The sequence below is a fragment of the Pseudomonas sp. WS 5412 genome (assembly GCF_012985615.1).
GTDB lineage: Bacteria > Pseudomonadota > Gammaproteobacteria > Pseudomonadales > Pseudomonadaceae > Aquipseudomonas > Aquipseudomonas shahriarae.
Map to the genome: position 1 here is coordinate 107701 of NZ_JAARMB010000015.1, position 17293 is coordinate 124993.

The window sequence follows — 17293 nt, forward strand, 5'->3', positions numbered from 1 at the left end:
GGAAAATTCCTACGTCCAAAAAGGTATTGGACTACGACCTGCTAAGGCTTTATTGGCCGTATTGTAAGAGTTTCTTAGGTGAAAGGTTTGAAAGTTGTGCGGTGTTATTTGTCACTTGGATGGAGGTAATATTTCAGTTGCAAGAGTGTTTAATGTCCTACATTAATATTTGAAAAAATACTTTGGCTGGGCTCGGTGTGTTGATGTAGTGGGGGAGCAGTTTGGTCAGATGGTTTCTGGGCAAGTGCAAGGGCGCACTCTTTAATCATCGGCAAGCCCCGATTGGCTGATCAATTCGATCCAGGCTTCTTTATTCAAGGGCTTAGCCAAATATCCAAGCAGGCGCAAGTCACGTTGTATTGCCAGGGTTTTCAAATACTCCAGTTCGAGGGCGGGCAGTCCACTTAGCAATACCGCACTTTTGACGAAGCCCGTATGGCAGGCTATCTCCACCAGCTCCAACCCGGTGAGGTCCGGCAGGCATTGATCGCATAACATGATATCGAAGGGGGCCTCGGTTGTTCTCATCAACTTGATCGCCTGCTCCGCACTCTCGGCAGGGGTCAGTTGGTTGAAGCCGAAACTCTTGAGCAGGCACTGAATGGCCAGGAGTTGAAAAGGGTGATCTTCCACCAACAGGATGCGCAATTTTCGTTCGGGCATAGGAGTTTCCGTGGAAGTAGCAGCGGTCGGAAACACGTCGGCCGATGCCTGTGTCTGTTTGCTCGGTGAGCCAGGCGCTGGGCTATCGTGGGGTTGCGTGAATGTAGGAGCTGATCGCTGGAGCGGATAAGAGAGGGGTGATTATTCATCGGGTGTTGGGGCGAATTCGATCAGGCTGCTCTGGTGCCTGCGTAGGTCGATTCTTTGAGGTAAGCGCCCAGGCAGGAAAACCTGCCCGGGGTGTGGGTCATTGAGGGTTTGAGTGGCCGGTCATCTCCCGGGCCATTTCGCTGGCGTAGCTATCGGTCATGCCGGCGATGAAGTCGATCATGCGCAGGAATGAACGATGCAGTGGCCAGTCAGGATGGGGGGCGCTGTTGCCCAGCAGATCCAGGACGCGTCGATTCTTGAAGGATGGTGTACGGCCGCCATGTTGCTCCAGGGCCGCGCCGCAGAACGTGTTCAGGAGGATTTCCAGGGTGGTGTAGGCGCCGATCTCATGCAGGGTCTTGCGCTTGTCCTGGAAGATTTTCTTGCGGGCCATGTCCTTGGCATTCAGTACGCAGCGCTTGGCCGGGCCGTGCATGTGTTCCACCAGGTCGCCTTGCAGGGTCCCGGCCAGTAGCGCAGGCTGTTGTTCGACGAACGCCCGCGCGGCGGCGTTGGTCAGGTGCTCGATCGCCTTGCCCCGCAGGATCGCGAGTTTGCGTCGCCTGGAATCCTCGGGCCCCAGTTGCCGATAGGTTTCCGGCAGGTCATCACCGACCAGGTTCAACAGCAACGACTCGACCTCGGCGTATTCCAGCAACTCCATTTCCAGGCCATCTTCCAGGTCGATCAGGGCGTAGCAGATGTCGTCGGCCGCCTCCATCAGATAGACCAGTGGGTGACGCGCCCAGCGCTGTTCCTCGAGTTGTGGCAGGCCGAGCTTCTGGGCGATCTGCTCAAGGATCGGCAACTCGCTCTGATAGCAGCCGAACTTATGTTTCTTGTAGCCCAGGGAGTCGGCGTGGCGGGCGGTCCACGGGTACTTCAGGTAGGTGCCCAGGGTGGCGTAGGTCAGGCGCGTGCCGCCGTCGAACTGGTGGTATTCCAGCTGTGTCAGCACGCGGAAGCCTTGCGCGTTGCCTTCGAAATTGAGGAAGTCATTGCGTTCGGCGCTGCTCATGTCATCCAGCCAACCACGGCCGGCTGCCTGCTGGAACCAATGGCGAATGGCATCTTCGCCGGAATGACCGAACGGTGGGTTGCCTATGTCGTGGGCCAGGCAGGCCGATTGCACGATCATCCCCAGGTCACTGGGGTCGCACCAGTCGGGCAGGGCGCTGCGAATGGTCTCGCCGACGCGCATACCCAGGGAACGCCCCACACAACTGACTTCCAGCGAGTGGGTCAGCCGGGTATGGATATGATCGTTGCTGGTCACCGGGTGAACTTGCGTCTTGCGGCCCAGGCGGCGAAAGGCCCCGGAGAAGATAATCCGGTCATGGTCTTTGTGAAACGGGCTGCGGCCCAGTTCTTCCGGGCTGTGCAGGGGTTTTCCAAGGCGTTCGCGGGTAAGCAGGGTAGGCCAATCCAAGGCGAGTGCTCTCCGTAGGATGAATGTCGACCCCCAGCTTCCCGGTTCGGCGTGCCGGGAGCAAGCGAAAAACTACAGTCCGGCGGCGTCAATATCGATTAACAGCAAGCGCTGACCGTTATCGAAGAATTGTCCTGCTGTCAGGCAGTATTGATTGGTCGTGGCATCACGGTAGGTGTTGGAAAGAATCAGGCGGCGCTCTTCCCAGCCTTCGGCCAGCAGATGATAGAAGTAGGGGCGCCATGACCAGTTGTGGCCCAGGTAGCGGCTGTCGGCTTGCCAGGCATCCTGGCGCCATTCGAAGTTGGGGGTCAGTTGGGTGCCGTGGCTATCGCACTGATAAAACCGCAGTAACCGGGGAAAACCCGGCAGCCATGGCAGTTGGCTCAGGGGGGCCTGGGCCAGGGCCCAGCCTTGCAGGATCTGCATCAGTTCGATCAATTGCTGGCGCAATTGCATGATCCGTCCGCGCTCCGTCAGTTTCTGCTGCACATAAGCCTGGCGCAGCACGGCAAAGCGCGGGACGAAGGCATCGGCGGCGAACCAGTCCCGTTGCGCCTGGGCAAACAGATAGCCTTGGACATAACGTGCGCCACACTCAAGGGCAAAGCTCAGTTGCGCTTCGGTTTCCACGCCTTCGGCGATGATCCAGCATCCGGTTTTTTCCGCCATTTGCGCCAGGGCGCGCACCACCTCGCCGCTCGGGCCACCCAGTGCCGCGGCCTGGAACAGGCGCATATCCAGCTTGAGGATATCCGGGCCCAGGGCCAGGACCCGATCCAGTTGCGAATACCCGGCGCCGAAATCATCAATGGCAATTCGTGCGCCCGCCTCACGATAGCGGGCGACGACTTCGGCCAGGCGCTGGCTGTCGCCACCCAGCTCGGTGATCTCAAACACGATGCGTTTTGGATCGACGTCATGGGCCTGCAACTGTTTCAGGCTGGGCAGGGCTTGTCCGGGTCGCAGCAACGTGATCCAGCGTGGCGAGATATTAAGGCTCAGAAACCAGTCTTCAGGTGCTTCATGCAGGCGGCTCAGGGCATTGTCGCGGATCTTGCGGTCCAGGCGGCGTAACGCCGAGGTGGGCGTGCGTGCATCGGCGAACAGTGGGCCTACCGAGTGCAGTTGCCCATCTGTCTGGAGCAGGCGGCCCAGCGCTTCCACCCCGGCGATGCGTCCGGTGGCGGTGTCGATAAACGGTTGAAAACAGGCGAGCGGTTGCCCGTCAATCACAGAGCCTCCTTAGGTGCTTCGGCATGAAAAAGGCCCGGCCCCTACAGAGAGGGCGCCGGGCCAGATCCGTTTGCAAGAATGCAGCCAGTTACGTCAGGGTTTGCGGGACGCACCCTGCATGGCGAGCTTGATCAACGGGATCAGGCCCGCACCGAGCCGTACCAGGCGGGTCATGGTGCCGATGCCGCCACCCTTGGCGCCTTTGCCGGTGAAGAATCCCAGCAGGGTCACAGCGGCGACGCCCCACAGCGGCGCATGCTTGATACCAAACCCGTCCTGCCAGCTTTGGCCCATGTTGCGCACCTTTTGCAAGGGCAGCAGCAATTGCTGGGACTCGTGGCGAATTTCCTGGCGGTGCATTTCCATGCGCAGGCGGATCAAGGCCTTGCGCATTTCTCGCCGGGAGTTGGTGTGCGGCAATTCAGTCAGGCTCATGGCAGCAGGCGCTCCCGATCATTGGCCAACTCTTCGAGGGTGGCGTGGAAAGGCGTGGATTCATCGAATACCGCCGCCTTCAAGCGCAACCCGCAGAACCCTGCGGCCAGAACGTAAAATACGCAAAGGCTGATGATCCCGGTCAGGCGGTAGGTATCCCAGACCAGGATCATGACCAGCGCCGATAACCCCACCAGCAGCAACAGGGCGAACACCAGTGCCAGCCCGGCAAACAGCAACAGGCTGACGGTGCGTGCTTTCTGTTCCTGCAACTCGATGCCGAACAGCTCGACATGGCTGTGCAGCAAGCCCAGGACAGCCGCGCCGAGGCGCCGCGATGTGGAACTTGGGCCCGCGGACGAGCCGGTTTCGCCGATAGACATGATTAGCGCCTTGTAGCCAGCAGACCGATCAGGAAGCCCACGCCGGCAGCGATGCCAACGGATTGCCAAGGGTTGGCCTGCACGTAGTCCTCGGTGGCAGTGACTGCTGCCTTGCCGCGTTCGCGCAGGGAGTCCTCAGTCAACTTCAGTGTTTCCCGGGCCTGCAGCAGGCTGTCATGGATCTTCGAGCGCAGCTCGTCAGCCTGGTCACCGGCCAGAATCGCGGTGTCGTCCAGCAGCTTTTCGGTATCGCTGACCAGGGTCTGGAAATCTTCCATCAATATTTCTTGAGCAGTCTTTGCCGATTTTCTGGCCATGGTTATCTCCGTGAGTGGCTGTCTGGTGCTTTTACAGGGTTTTGCTTGAGAGTCACCGGTATTGGTGAAGGTTCACTGCAATTGTCTGGTACAGCTTTTGCTTTGCCTTGGTGCGTCAGCCGCAAGGCTTGCGCGCAATGTGGGCGGTTTCGGCCAACGCCTTGAAAAACCTTACCCTAAATCCCTAAAACCCGTGGAAAAACCCGCAAGTCACTGCCTTATTCAATGGTCGTCGCGCCAAAGCGGTTCATTCCCTCTGAAGAAGGGTAGAACGCGCAGTGCCAATTTAGTGCGCGATTGTCGGGCAATGAACTGCTTTGGTGCTTTTTCCTGAACTGCAGGCCTGCCAATCCCCATGGAAAATGTGCAAAGCGCGGTGGACACTCTCGTCCATAGCTCCAATACGCTGTTTATTCTGATTGGCGCGGTGATGGTCCTGGCGATGCATGCCGGCTTCGCGTTTCTGGAAGTCGGTACGGTACGGCAGAAGAACCAAGTCAACGCGTTGTCGAAAATCCTCAGTGATTTTGCGGTCTCGACCCTGGCCTATTTCTTTATAGGCTATTGGATCTCCTACGGGGTCAGCTTTATGCAGCCGGCCGCCGTGCTCAGTGCCGACCATGGTTATGGCCTGGTGAAGTTCTTTTTCCTGCTGACCTTCGCAGCTGCCATCCCGGCGATCATCTCCGGGGGCATTGCCGAGCGTGCACGCTTTGTTCCACAACTGTGTGCCACGGCGCTGATCGTGGCATTCATCTACCCGTTTTTCGAGGGCATGGTGTGGAATGGCAACTTTGGCCTGCAAGCCTGGTTGTTGGCGACCTTCGGCGCATCCTTCCATGACTTTGCCGGTTCGGTGGTGGTACATGCCATGGGCGGTTGGCTGGCGCTGGCGGCGGTGTTGCTGCTGGGGCCGCGTCAGGGGCGTTACCGCGACGGGCGTCTGGTGGCGTTTGCGCCGTCGAGCATTCCGTTCCTGGCACTGGGCTCGTGGATATTGATCGTCGGCTGGTTCGGCTTCAACGTGATGAGTGCGCAGACCTTGTCCGGGGTGAGCGGGCTGGTGGCGGTCAACTCGTTGATGGCCATGGTAGGTGGGACCGTGGCGGCGCTGGTGATCGGGCGTAACGACCCGGGCTTCTTGCACAATGGCCCGTTGGCCGGGCTGGTGGCGATCTGCGCGGGCTCCGACCTGATGCATCCGGTGGGCGCGCTGGTCACCGGCGTGGTGGCCGGTGGCCTGTTTGTGTGGTGCTTTATCGCCGCCCAGAATCTGTGGAAGATCGACGATGTGCTGGGTGTCTGGCCGTTGCATGGCTTGTGTGGTGTGTGGGGCGGGATTGCCTGCGGGATTTTCGGTCAGAGCGCCTTGGGTGGACTGGGCGGCGTGAGCCTGATCAGCCAGTTGATCGGTACCGCCCTGGGGGTGGTAGTGGCCCTGGCGGGCGGGTTGCTGGTGTACGGCGTGCTCAAGCGCCTCTGCGGCCTGCGCTTGAGCCAGGAAGAGGAGTACTACGGCGCGGACTTGTCGATCCATAAGATTGGTGCAGTCAGTCAGGATTGATCGGGGCTTCACGGTTGTCGTCGGTATGCTGGTAGAAACCGTGGAGCAAGCGGTAGCGATTGCGCCGTACTTCGTCGACGCGGTCGCGCACCTGCTGGTCGGGCAGGCCGAGCATGATCATTGCGTGCGACGCGAGCATCAGGCTCGACTCCAGTAGTTCGGGCACCACCTCGCTGGCCCCGGCGGCCTTCAGTTCAGTCAACTGGCTGTCGTCGCGGGTGCGCACCAGGATCGGCACTTTGTGGTTGATCCGTCGCGCTTCCTTGAGCACCACCAGGGCCACGTCGCTATTGTCCACGGCAATCACCACCAGGCGTGCGCGCTCCAGGCCGACTGCGCTGAGCAGGGCGCCGCGCCGGCAATCGCCATAATGCACGCTGCTGTCCTCGGTGGCGGCTTCCTGCACCCGTTCGGGGTCATCGTCCAGGGCAATGAACGCCTGTTGTTCACGGCGCAGGAAACGCCCGATGGATTGGCCGACCCGGCCATAACCGCAGATCAGCACATGCCCGCGCAGCTCGGCGTTGAGCGCGGTGATTGCCTCCAGTTGCACTTGCTGGTTGGGCTTGCGATGCAGGCGCAGGGCGATAGAGGGCGCGGCCCGCAGCAGCAGGGGCGTCAGCAGCATGGAGCAGAACGTCGCGGCCAGCAGCAGGCTGCTGATTTCGCCGGGCAGCATATTGCTCAACTGCATTTGCGCCATCAGTGCAAAACAGAACTCACCGCCCTGGGCCAGGGCCAGGCCGCTGCGCCAGGCGGTCTCGCTGTCGCTGCCGCGCAGCTTGACCAGCGCGGCGACAATGCAGCCCTTGATCAACATCAGTGCCAGGGTCAGCCCGAGGATCTGCAGGCTGTGACTGACGAACAGTTGCAAGTCGATCAGCATGCCGATACTGACAAAAAACAACCCCAGCAGGATGTCGCGAAACGGTCGGATATCCGCTTCGATCTGGTGCCGGTAATGGCTTTCCCCCAGCAGCATGCCCGCCAGGAACGCGCCGAGGGCCGGCGACAGGCCCAGCAGGTGTGTGAGCCAGGCCGTAAGCAACACAATCACCAGGGCCAGCAGCACGAACAGTTCCGCCGAATGCGAGGCGGCTACTTCATGGAACAGGCGCGGCAGCACCCAGCGGCTGGCGAGCAGCAGACCGAAGAACAACACCACGGTCTTGCCCAGGGTCAGGGGCAGTGCCCAGTACCAGGCCTGCTCGCTACTGCCGGCGAACACCGGGACCAGGGTCAGCAACAGCACCGCGACCACGTCCTGGAACAACAGCACGCCAATCGCATTCTGCCCATGAGTGCTGAATATCTCCCCGAGGCTGGTCAGCTCCTTGCTCACAATGGCGGTGGATGACAGTGCCAGCCCGGCCCCCAGCAGCAAGGCGGCCACCGGCGACATGCCCATCAACAGCAGCAGGGCACCCAGCACTACCGCGCAGCACAGCACCTGCAGGCTGCCGAGGCCGAACACCACCCGGCGCAGGCTGAGCATCTTGGACAGGGAGAACTCCAGGCCCAGGGAAAACAGCAGGAATACCACGCCCAGTTCGGCGAGGTCTGGCAGGTCTTCGCTGTCATTGACCCAGTCCAGGGCTGTTGGCCCGACGGCCAGGCCCACGCACAGGTAGCCGAGCACCGGTGGCAGTTGCAGCCGACGGAACAGCGCAATGACGACCAGGGATGAGGCAAGAATGATCAGCAGGTTGGCAAACACAGACATCTCCGTCGGGGTGTTGCAGGAAAAAAGCCGCGAGAATCGCTGAATCAGTTATAGGCCATGGTGATCTGGATCAGGTCTTTGGCATGACTCGACGAGGTTTTTCTCGCGGCCTAGAATGGGTACCTGTTTCTTATCGGATCTGTACGCCATGCCTCCTGAATGCCAGTTGTTCGGCACCCTGGGCTGCCATCTGTGTGAGCTTGCGGAAGCTGAAATCATGCCGTTGGTCGAATGCGGGCTGTTGGTCGAGTTGGTGGATATCGCCGATTCGCAAGAGCTGTTTGAAGCCTATGGCCTAAGTATTCCGGTGCTGCGCCGGGTGGATACCGGGGCGGAACTGGGCTGGCCGTTCGAAACTGAACAGGTGGTCGCCTTTTTAAGTTAGCGCTAATCCCGTGGCAGGTTGCTGATTATTCGGTTACTGTATGTTTGTACAGCGATTTGAGTGAGAGGGAACGCCCGTGGTGAATGTCGAACAACTGAAAAGCAGCGTCAACCGCATGTCCGTCGATATCGTACGCGATGCGGTGAATGAGCTGCGGCTCGATGGCCTGGTCACGGAAGGCAAGACGCCGTTCAACAAAGTGCATTTCAATACCTGCTTTGCCGAAATCGAAGCCTTGTTCCAGCGCGCCGGTTATCACAAGCAGTTGGATGTGGTCGGGTATCAGGGCTTGCTGTATGCGCTGTACGATCCCGGCCGCTGGGAAGCGGTGGACGTCCTGCGTTGGCTCAAGGAGTTTACCGAGGCTGCCAGCGCCTCGCCGGTGCTGCGGGCCGAATTGGTCAGGGCTTGAGATTCTGGGGGATAATGCCCCCTTAGTATTTCCAGGCCCTTGAGTGTACGCATGTCCGATACCGGTTTTTCCGCTGCCCAGAACCAAGCCAGTACGCTGTACCTGCCGCCTGGGCCCTGGGCGACGGTGCTCGACTGCCTGTGCGAGCACTTTCGCGCCATCGGCCGCGAGCAGTGGCTGGACCGCATCGCCCGTGGCCGGGTGCTGGATGGCAATGGCCAGCCCATCGCCGTGGATCTGGCCTACAAGGAAGGTTTGCGCATCCACTACTTTCGCGAAGTGCCGGATGAGAAGCCGATCCCGGTGCAGGAGTCCATCCTGTATGCCGATGAGCATCTGGTGGTGGCCGACAAACCACACTTCCTGCCAGTGACGCCCGCCGGCGAATATGTCGAGCAGACTTTACTGCGCCGCCTGATCCGCCGCCTGGATAACCCGTCGCTGGTGCCGCTGCATCGCATTGATCGCCATACTGCCGGGCTGGTGCTGTTCTCTGCCAACCCGCAAAGCCGCTCGGCGTATCAACAACTGTTCCCCACCCGCCAGATTGATAAGTTCTACGAAGCCATTGCCCCGGCCTTGCCCGCGCTGACATTCCCGCTGGTGCACAAGAGTCGCCTGGTGGAGGGCGAACCGTTCTTCCGCATGCAGGAAGGGCCTGGTGCAAGCAACACGGAAACGGCGGTGCAGGTGCGCGAGAAGAATGGCGACCTGTGGCGCTATGGTCTGTTTCCAGTGACGGGCAAGAAGCATCAACTGCGCGTGCATATGACGGCACTGGGGGCGAGCATCTGCAATGACCCGTTTTATCCCGAGGTCATCAAGGACGCCGTGGATGACTACGCCAACCCGCTCAAGTTGCTGGCCCAAGGCGTACGGTTTATCGACCCGGTGACCGGTGAGCAGCGCGACTTCAGCAGCCGGATCGTGCTTGAGTGGTGATGTTTCCCATGCGCCAGATACAACAAAGCCCGCTTAAGAGCGGGCTTTGTTGTATCTGGCGTTAAGACTTACAGGTCTTTAACGGTGCGAACCTGATCCTTGTTGATGCGGGTACGCTTGCCATCCAGTTGTTCGAATTCGTAGAAGCCCGAATCCTGATCGAATTTAGGGGTATCGACAGCCTGGATTTCGCGACCGTCATTCAGGGTGATCACTGTAGGCGAGGCGCAACCGGCGAGGGTAGCAAGGCCCAGTGCAAGCATGAGAGCGGCGATGGTCCGTTGGGTCATGAGTCTTCTCCGAGAGTAATACTGTGTTGAGTTCTGACCTTGTGACGTATGCAACGTCGGCAAAGTTCCTTGTCTAGCGCTCATTCTGACACGCCGGGGCGTGGGTGCAACAACTCTGGTGTATTGAGGTTGGCCAGGCGCGGGTCGTTCTCGGCGCAATCGAGCGCCTGGGCCCCCAGTTTCAGCAGGATCTGGCGCGGGCTGCGCTCTGCAGCCAGCCAGGCGTCCTCCACCGCGTCGCGCAGGCGCGTCGGTATGACGCAGAGCAAAGGCTCCCAGAACGCCCCATGGCGGATCATCACCGGCACCTGGGGGTGCTGCCGCGCGGTTTCGAGCAGGTCTGCCAACAGTTGCCCGTCGATATGCGGCACATCGCAGGGCAAGATCAATAGATGTTCATGGCGCGCCGCAGCCAGGCCGGCGCGTATACCGGCCAAGGGGCCCGGGAAGTCAGGACTGTCGTCGCTCACCAACTGGTCGCCGTACGGGGCGTACTGCGCCTGGTTGCGGTTGCAGGAGATGATCAGGTCGTCGGTCAACGGCCGCACCAGTTGGTGCAGGTGAGCAATCAGCGGCTGCCCGTGCCAGTCGAGCAGCCCCTTGTCCAGGCCGCCCATGCGCTGGCCGCGACCGCCGGCCAGCAACAGGATCGAGCAGGGCAGGGGCGAAGAATTGAGTGGCATGACGGCTCCGCAGCGGCAGTGAAATAGGGGGCTGTGATATAACATCGGGCTGTTCCTTCGACAACCGGACCGAGCCATGAAAGCCAAGGCTGATGCGCCTTTCGTACCTCTTAATATTGCTGTACTGACCGTCAGCGACACCCGCACCCTGGAAACCGACACCTCCGGGCAGGTCTTTGTTGACCGCCTGCTCGCTGCTGGGCATCGCCTGGCCGAACGGGTATTGCTCAAAGATGACCTCTACAAAATCCGTGCGCAAGTCGCCCACTGGATTGCCGAGGATGTGGTGCAAGTGGTGCTGATTACCGGTGGCACCGGCTTCACTGGCCGTGACAGCACCCCCGAAGCGGTCAGTTGCTTGCTGGACAAGCAAGTGGACGGCTTTGGCGAGCTGTTCCGGCAGATTTCGGTCGCCGATATCGGCACCTCTACCGTGCAGTCCCGTGCCCTGGCCGGCCTGGCCAATGGCACCCTGGTGTGCTGCCTGCCGGGTTCCACCAATGCGGTGCGTACCGGTTGGGACGGGATTCTCGCCGAACAGTTGGATGCCCGCCATCGCCCATGCAATTTTGTGCCGCACCTCAAGCTGGCCGAGCCGTGTGAATCCCGTGGATAAGCCGGGCAAGACCGGCGCCCTGATGCCGGTGGAAGAAGCCCTGGAACGGCTGCTGAACATGGCCGAGGCCGCGCCGATCCGTGAGCAGGAACACCTGCCATTGGCCGCGTGCGATGGGCGTGTATTGGCCGAGGCATTGGTTTCCACCCTCGACCTGCCGCCGTGGCCCAACAGCGCCATGGACGGCTACGCCCTGCGCACTGCCGATTGGACCGGCGAGCCGCTGCAGGTGAGCCAGCGTATTTTCGCCGGCCAGGCCCCTGAGCCCTTGGCGGCGGGTACCTGTGCGCGGATCTTCACCGGCGCTCCGGTACCCGACGGGGCCGACTGTGTGGAAATGCAGGAAAACGCCGAGCTGCAACCCGATCAGCGCGTGAGCTTTACCCAGGCGCTGCGCGTAGGGCAAAACATCCGACCCAAAGGGCAGGAGACTACAGTCGGTGAGGAAGTCCTGGCTGCCGGTACACGGCTCGGCCCGATTGAACTGGGCCTGGCGGCGTCCCTGGGGCGCGACCGGTTGGCGGTGGTGCGCCGCGTGCGTGTGGCGGTGCTGTCTACGGGCGACGAGTTGATCGAACCGGGCCTGCCACTGGGGCCGGGACAGATCTACAACAGCAACCGGCGGGTGTTGTGCAGTTGGTTGCAACGCCTGGGCTGCGAGGTGATCGACGCCGGTATCTTGCCCGATGACCTGGAGTTGACCCGCACCCGCCTGGGCGCACTGGGTTCGGTGGACTTGATCCTGTCCACCGGCGGAGTCTCGGTGGGGGAAGCAGACTTCCTCGGTATCGCATTGCGCGAGGAGGGCGAACTGGCCTTGTGGAAGCTGGCGATCAAGCCTGGCAAACCTTTGACATTCGGTCATTTCCGCGGCGTACCGGTGATCGGCCTGCCGGGGAATCCGGCGTCCACCCTGGTTACGTTCGCCTTGCTGGCGCGCCCGTATCTGTTGCGCCGTCAGGGTGTCGCGGTGGTGCAGCCGTTGCGTTTCGAGGTGCCGGCAGGGTTCGTGTGGGCCAAGCCGGGCAACCGTCGCGAATACCTGCGCGGGCGCCTGGAGCAGGGGCGGGCGGTGATCTACCCGAACCAGAGTTCCGGTGTATTGCGCAGTGCCGCCTGGGCCGAGGGTTTGGTGGAAGTCGTGGAGGGCAGTACCTTGGCCATCGGTGATCGGGTGAATTTCATTCCCCTGAGTGAAGTGTTGGGCTGAAGAATTTATTTACAGCCCAATGGCTTTTTTCTGACTGCCGAAGGTCAACATCCCTCAGGTCCCCTCCAACAATAGGAGCTTCACCCCATGAGTAAACCCAAGGCACTGTTGATTCTGCACGGCAAGCAAGCCCTCAACGAAGACGTGCGGGCGGCAGTGCAAGGCAAGCGCGAGCAGGGGTGGGAGCTGGCGGTGCGCGTCACCTGGGAGGGTGGCGATGCCCAACGCCTGGTGGGTGAAGCCCTGGATGCCGGCTACACACGCCTGATCGCGGGCGGCGGCGACGGCACGCTGCGTGATGTGGCCGAGGCCATGGCCCGCGCCAAGACCGACGCCAGCCTGGTGCTGATGCCCCTGGGCACTGCCAATGACTTCGCCCGTGCGGCCGGCGTGCCGTTGGAGCCGCGTGAGGCCCTGGCGCTGCTGGACGTTGCGCCGCGCGCTATCGACCTGGGGGAGGTTGGCGGGCAGGTGTTTCTCAATATGGCCACCGGCGGTTTTGGCAGCCAGGTTACGGCCAACACTTCCGAGGATCTGAAAAAGGTGCTGGGCGGTGCGGCCTATCTGTTTACCGGATTGTCGCGTTTCAGCGAGTTGCGGGCGGCTTATGGGGAGCTGGTGGGGCCGGACTTTCACTGGCGCGGCGAGTTACTGGCCCTGGGCATCGGCAACGGTCGCCAGGCCGGTGGCGGGCACGAGCTGTGCCCGGGGGCAATGGCCGATGATGGCTTGCTGGATATCAGCATCCTGCCGGCGCCTCAGGAAGTGGTCGGCACCTTGCGCAGCCTGATGACCGACGGCTGGGGCCTGGACAACCTGTTTGTGCGGGCACGCCTGCCGTGGGTGGAAATCAAGGTGGCCGAAGGACTGGATATCAACCTGGATGGCGAACCGCTCAAGGGCAGTGACCTACGCTTCAGCGCCTTGCCCAAGGCCTTGCAGATGCACTTGCCGGTGGATTCACCGTTGCTGGCTAATCGTCCAGGCTGATGATCTGTTCGCGCACGGCGAACAGCACCAGGCCGGCCACATCAAAAATCTGCAGGCGCTTCATGATCTGCGAGCGGTGAGCTTCCACAGTCTTGATGCTCAGGCCCAGGCCGTGGGCGATTTCCCGGGTGGATTTGCCGCGTACGATCAGGCGCAGGATTTCCAGCTGGCGCGCCGTCAGGTTGTGGCGCTGCACGGGCGCCTCCGGGTGGGACTGGCTGTGGATCAAGGCCTGGTTGATCACGGTGTGGGCGATGGCCGGGCTCAGGTAGCGCTCGTTGTTGCGCAGTGCCAGCAGCGCATGTTCCAGCTCGTTGGCGGTGGTGTCCTTGAGCAGGTAGCCGTGGGCGCCTGCCTCCAGGGCACGCATGATCAATTGCGGGTCGGTGTGCATCGACAGGATCAGCACTTTGCTCTTGGGGTAGGCGTGCTTGAGTTGCTGCAACGCATCCAGGCCGCTGGTGTGCTTCATCGACAGGTCCAGCAGGACGATATCGGGCTGCAGGGCATTGAATTGTGCGAGTACCTGCGCGCCGTCGGTGGCCTCGCCAATCACCGCATAGCCGGGGATATCCAGGATCAGTGCGCGCACACCCGCGCGGATCAGGGCGTGGTCATCTACCAGCAGTAAATTGCAGGTCACTCTAGAACCTCAGGGGAATTGGCCCGTTCGAGGGTACGGGGCGCCCAGGGGAACAGCGCTTCGATTCGCGTGCCAAAGCCGGGTTGGCTATTGACCGTCAGCATGCCGCCCAGTTGATCAATGCGCTCGCACATGCCTGACATGCCCCGTTGCCCCGCAAGGGCCGGGTCGGTGGCGGGGGAGAACCCCCGGCCGTCATCGCTGATAAACAGCGACAACCCCTGTGGCAAACGTTGCAGGCGCACCAGCAGGTTGCGCGCCTGGGCATGGCGCAGCATGTTCGTCACGGCTTCCTGGGTGATACGAAAGGCCGCCACCGCCATCTCTTCGGGAATCCCGGTCAGGCGTTGCTGGCATTCCAGGCTCCAATGCACCGGGGTGTTTGCCAGGGTCTTGAGCAGGTGCGCGCGCAGGCTCGCCTCCAGGCCCAGGCTGGTCAGTTGCCGGGGATTGAGAATGGCCGATACGTCCCGCACCTTGGCCAGGGTTTCGTTGAGGGTGTTGCACAGTACGCCGCACTGGTCCTGCAACTCTGCCGGCGAGCGGCGTTGCAGCCAGTCGCTTTGCAGTTTGGCAGCGGTCAGCAGTTGGCCGATATCGTCATGCAGCTCGCGGCTGAGACGATGGCGCTCGTTTTCCTGGACTTGCAGCAGGCGGTCGGCCAATTCCTGGGGCTGGAACTTGATCGACTTGCGCGAGCGCCAGCGCTGCAGGCCGGCGGCGGTCAGGGCGGCGAGGTTGAGCAACAGCAAAAACAGCGGCAGCGGTGCTTTGTGGGCATAGACCCAGAGGCTGACCAGAGTCGCGCACAGGCAAAGACCCAGGGTGATCCAACGGGTATTGCCCGAGAGGACGAACCTGGTGATGAGTGACTTGGGGCTGGCGTACATAGCAGATGGAGCCGATGGGTGTTCGCTGCGGGTAGACCGGTCATGACCGCTGGCCGGGCTCTGTTTGGAAAGCGATTGGGTTTAGTGTTGGTTCGAGGCGCTTCTCAGATTTATTACGTCTTCACGGGCAGCCACTTCGAGCGCGCTAATAGTACCACCAACAATTACCGTTGGTCGCCTGCTACAAGGCTTAGTTCAGCGGTGTCTAGTTGTACTATTAATTTGGCTTTGTATCGCTATTACCCATATTGGGTTATTGATAGTTGGCTGGCTAAATATTTGACGGGTATTAGTTGGGCGCCCGCCGGCGGCCTGGTTAACCGCACGGCAGGTTCAGGAAGCGTAGGGCATGGAGTGGCGATGGTGAGCGCCAACATCCTTCTGGGGGATCTGCTGGACAACCGTTTCAATCAACGTGGTTTGCTCGGCGTCATCCAGGCTCAGTTTGCCGGTCTTGATGTCGATCAGTTCCAGTTGCCAGGCCAGCAGCGTCAGGCAGTCATGCAGGGCTGCAAGTGCCGCATCGTGAAGCTGCATCGGGCTTTGGGCGTTGCTGATCAGGTCCTGGATATGCCGGGAAAAGCTGCCAATGGCTTCCAGCGCCATGGCATCGGCCTTTTCCGCCAATTTGACCAGGCTGTTCTTCATGCAGTCGATGGCATCGTTATCGTTGCGGATCAAATGCAGATGGCTCAGGCATTCCTCAGACTTGGCCAGCAGCATTTCTGCCTCCAGGAGGAACTCGGGAAGTGCGTCTTGCCACTCTTTACCGTCGTTCATCATGAAAGTCTCCACAACGTACGGTCAGACAATGAGATGTAATACCGGAGCAACGGCTTAAAACTAGCGCCGAAATATGACCGAGATCTGTAGTTCATTTCTGAATTTTGAGTAGTACTTTTATTTGAATGACCAGCGTCGCGACTGCTGGCGCTGCTTGCAGTGGAAACAACCAGAGGCATTCGCATTACTTCGATTGCCCAGGCGTTAATGCCTGGAAGGCCCTTGGGCCGTGGGCTTGCGATAGCAAACAAAAGCCTGACTCCGTTCATGCAATGAGAATGGCGTCACATTAATGGCTATTGGATATCGGGAATATCAGGTTGGACCTGATTGCGACTAGGGGAATCCCTTACGTGGCGGAACCTTATGCCCGTTTGAGGGTCCTGCGGCGTGGCTTGACGACCGGACGGTAAGGTGAGGCCAGTAAAGCATGATGTCAGTGTGACATCAATGCATTTACGTGGCATTTTACCGGGGGGTCAAGGTTTGGCACTGTCTGCCGATATCTTTCTCCAGTAAGCAGCAAATCTTTCAGCACACCCCAGGAGTCTTCAATGGCTGGCATTCTCGACACGGTAGATCAACGCACGCAATTGGTGGGTGAGAATCGCCTGGAGATCCTTATGTTTCGCCTGGCAGGGCGCCAGTTGTTCGCAATCAACGTGTTCAAGGTGCAGGAAGTCCTGCAGTTGCCCAAGCTGACCCTGATGCCCCAGCGTCACCCGTTTGTCTGCGGCGTGGTCAACCTGCGCGGCCAGACCCTGCCGGTGATCGACCTGTCCCAGGCCATCGGCATGCGTCCGCTGGTACCGGGGCCCAACAGCACCATTATCGTTACCGAGTACAACCGCTCGGTACAGGCGTTCCTTGTGGGCGGCGTCGACCGCATCGTCAACATGACCTGGGAGTCGATCCTGCCACCGCCGGCGAGCGCCGGCCGCCAGCACTACCTCACGGCCATCAGCAAGGTGGATGAGCAGTTGGTGGAAATCATCGACGTGGAAAAAGTTCTCGCCGAGATCGTGCCCTACAACGCCAAGGTCTCCCGGGAAAAACTCGAGGATCCGGTGCTCGAACGTGCCCGTGGTCGCGAAGTGCTGTTGGTGGATGACTCCAACGTAGCCTTGTCGCAACTGCGCGACACCCTGGGGCAACTGGGGGTGAAGATGCATATCGCCAGTGACGGCCTCAAGGCCTTGAACATGCTCAAGGCATGGGCGGACAGCGGCCAGGTGATGACCGACAAACTGTTGATGATCTTCACCGACGCCGAAATGCCCGAGATGGACGGCTACCGCCTGACTACCGAGATCCGCAACGACCCGCGCCTGCGCGGCCTCTATGTGGTGCTGCACACATCCTTGTCGGGCAGCTTCAACGACTCGATGGTGAAGAAGGTTGGTTGCGACAACTTCCTCTCCAAATTCCAGCCCGACAAGTTGGTGGATGTGGTGCGCCAGCGCCTAATGCTGGACGAAGTGCCGGCCTGATTCCGGCCTGTGGCGAGGGGGCCTCTAATTGCCGGCCGGGGGAAATTTTGATTCTGTCG

General features: G+C 60.6%; 19 protein-coding genes and 1 pseudogene. 8 read left to right on the top strand and 12 right to left on the bottom strand.

Translation table 11 applies throughout. The annotated features are described in order from the left end of the window. Positions 1-261: 261 nt before the first annotated feature. The 6 genes from HBR94_RS19440 to HBR94_RS19465 all read right to left on the bottom strand — a co-directional run bounded on the left by HBR94_RS19440 (position 262) and on the right by HBR94_RS19465 (position 4613). Positions 262-663: a response regulator gene (locus HBR94_RS19440; protein WP_115127859.1), complete on the bottom strand. Its 402-nt coding sequence runs from the start codon at positions 661-663 to the stop codon at positions 262-264. Positions 664-910: 247 nt separating this feature from the next. Then, positions 911-2242, bottom strand: coding sequence for a deoxyguanosinetriphosphate triphosphohydrolase (locus HBR94_RS19445; RefSeq protein WP_057439167.1), 1332 nt, complete (start codon positions 2240-2242; stop codon positions 911-913). Positions 2243-2314: 72 nt separating this feature from the next. After that, entirely contained in the window at positions 2315-3478 is a 1164-nt protein-coding gene (locus HBR94_RS19450; RefSeq protein ID WP_170045398.1) for an EAL domain-containing protein, read from the bottom strand. 93 nt (positions 3479-3571) lie between these two features. Then, on the bottom strand, positions 3572-3913 hold the full coding sequence (locus tag HBR94_RS19455; RefSeq protein WP_057439165.1) for a hypothetical protein: 342 nt from the start codon (positions 3911-3913) through the stop codon (positions 3572-3574). Further along, the gene (locus HBR94_RS19460; protein WP_057439164.1) at positions 3910-4296 is read right to left on the bottom strand and encodes a phage holin family protein; all 387 of its coding nucleotides are present in this window, start codon (positions 4294-4296) and stop codon (positions 3910-3912) included. The genes HBR94_RS19455 and HBR94_RS19460 overlap by 4 nt, the downstream gene beginning before the upstream one ends. A 2-nt stretch (positions 4297-4298) precedes the next feature. Beyond that, positions 4299-4613, bottom strand: coding sequence for a YqjD family protein (locus HBR94_RS19465; protein WP_057439163.1), 315 nt, complete (start codon positions 4611-4613; stop codon positions 4299-4301). Between the two features lie 355 nt (positions 4614-4968). Between HBR94_RS19465 and HBR94_RS19470 the strand changes: the two genes are divergently transcribed. Beyond that, complete coding sequence (locus HBR94_RS19470) at positions 4969-6177, top strand: ammonium transporter (RefSeq protein ID WP_057439162.1); 1209 nt, start codon at positions 4969-4971, stop codon at positions 6175-6177. On the opposite strand, the gene HBR94_RS19475 is transcribed toward HBR94_RS19470, so the two are convergent. Next, positions 6164-7894: a monovalent cation:proton antiporter-2 (CPA2) family protein gene (locus HBR94_RS19475; protein WP_170045399.1), complete on the bottom strand. Its 1731-nt coding sequence runs from the start codon at positions 7892-7894 to the stop codon at positions 6164-6166. The genes HBR94_RS19470 and HBR94_RS19475 overlap by 14 nt on opposite strands. Positions 7895-8048: 154 nt before the next feature. Here HBR94_RS19475 and HBR94_RS19480 point away from each other — a divergent pair, with 154 nt between their 5' ends. From HBR94_RS19480 to HBR94_RS19490, 3 genes are all read left to right on the top strand, one after another. After that, positions 8049-8285 carry a glutaredoxin family protein gene (locus HBR94_RS19480; RefSeq protein WP_057439227.1) on the top strand — a complete coding sequence of 79 codons (237 nt, stop codon included), beginning with the start codon at positions 8049-8051 and terminating at the stop codon, positions 8283-8285. Positions 8286-8361: 76 nt separating this feature from the next. Next, on the top strand, positions 8362-8697 hold the full coding sequence (locus tag HBR94_RS19485; protein ID WP_029298086.1) for a hypothetical protein: 336 nt from the start codon (positions 8362-8364) through the stop codon (positions 8695-8697). A 51-nt stretch (positions 8698-8748) separates the two neighbouring features. Next, on the top strand, positions 8749-9639 hold the full coding sequence (locus HBR94_RS19490) for a pseudouridine synthase (RefSeq protein WP_057439160.1): 891 nt from the start codon (positions 8749-8751) through the stop codon (positions 9637-9639). A 68-nt stretch (positions 9640-9707) separates the two neighbouring features. On the opposite strand, the gene HBR94_RS19495 is transcribed toward HBR94_RS19490, so the two are convergent. After that, the gene (locus HBR94_RS19495; RefSeq protein ID WP_029298091.1) at positions 9708-9929 is read right to left on the bottom strand and encodes a YgdI/YgdR family lipoprotein; all 222 of its coding nucleotides are present in this window, start codon (positions 9927-9929) and stop codon (positions 9708-9710) included. Between the two features lie 80 nt (positions 9930-10009). Further along, positions 10010-10612 (bottom strand): molybdenum cofactor guanylyltransferase MobA, encoded by a 603-nt coding sequence (gene mobA / locus HBR94_RS19500; RefSeq protein WP_057439159.1) that lies wholly within the window; start codon positions 10610-10612, stop codon positions 10010-10012. A gap of 76 nt (positions 10613-10688) precedes the next feature. Between mobA and moaB the strand changes: the two genes are divergently transcribed. From moaB to yegS, 3 genes and pseudogenes are all read left to right on the top strand, one after another. Beyond that, positions 10689-11228, top strand: coding sequence for a molybdenum cofactor biosynthesis protein B (gene moaB, locus HBR94_RS19505; protein ID WP_029298095.1), 540 nt, complete (start codon positions 10689-10691; stop codon positions 11226-11228). Between the two features lie 22 nt (positions 11229-11250). After that, positions 11251-12438, top strand: coding sequence for a gephyrin-like molybdotransferase Glp (glp, locus tag HBR94_RS19510; RefSeq protein WP_170045413.1), 1188 nt, complete (start codon positions 11251-11253; stop codon positions 12436-12438). An 87-nt stretch (positions 12439-12525) separates the two neighbouring features. Further along, positions 12526-13450: pseudogene (gene yegS, locus HBR94_RS19515) on the top strand (lipid kinase YegS); the annotation flags it as partial. Here the strand turns inward: yegS and HBR94_RS19520 are convergent. The 3 genes from HBR94_RS19520 to HBR94_RS19530 form a co-directional block, all read right to left on the bottom strand. Continuing rightward, complete coding sequence (locus HBR94_RS19520; protein ID WP_057439157.1) at positions 13412-14071, bottom strand: response regulator transcription factor; 660 nt, start codon at positions 14069-14071, stop codon at positions 13412-13414. The pseudogene yegS and the gene HBR94_RS19520 overlap by 39 nt on opposite strands. Continuing rightward, positions 14068-14961 (bottom strand): sensor histidine kinase, encoded by an 894-nt coding sequence (locus HBR94_RS19525; RefSeq protein ID WP_057439156.1) that lies wholly within the window; start codon positions 14959-14961, stop codon positions 14068-14070. Before HBR94_RS19525 ends, HBR94_RS19520 begins: the two co-directional genes overlap by 4 nt. Positions 14962-15294: 333 nt before the next feature. Then, positions 15295-15744, bottom strand: coding sequence for a hypothetical protein (locus tag HBR94_RS19530; RefSeq protein WP_057439155.1), 450 nt, complete (start codon positions 15742-15744; stop codon positions 15295-15297). A 554-nt stretch (positions 15745-16298) separates the two neighbouring features. Here HBR94_RS19530 and HBR94_RS19535 point away from each other — a divergent pair. Continuing rightward, on the top strand, positions 16299-17234 hold the full coding sequence (locus HBR94_RS19535; RefSeq protein WP_057960227.1) for a chemotaxis protein CheV: 936 nt from the start codon (positions 16299-16301) through the stop codon (positions 17232-17234). Positions 17235-17293 lie beyond the last annotated feature (59 nt).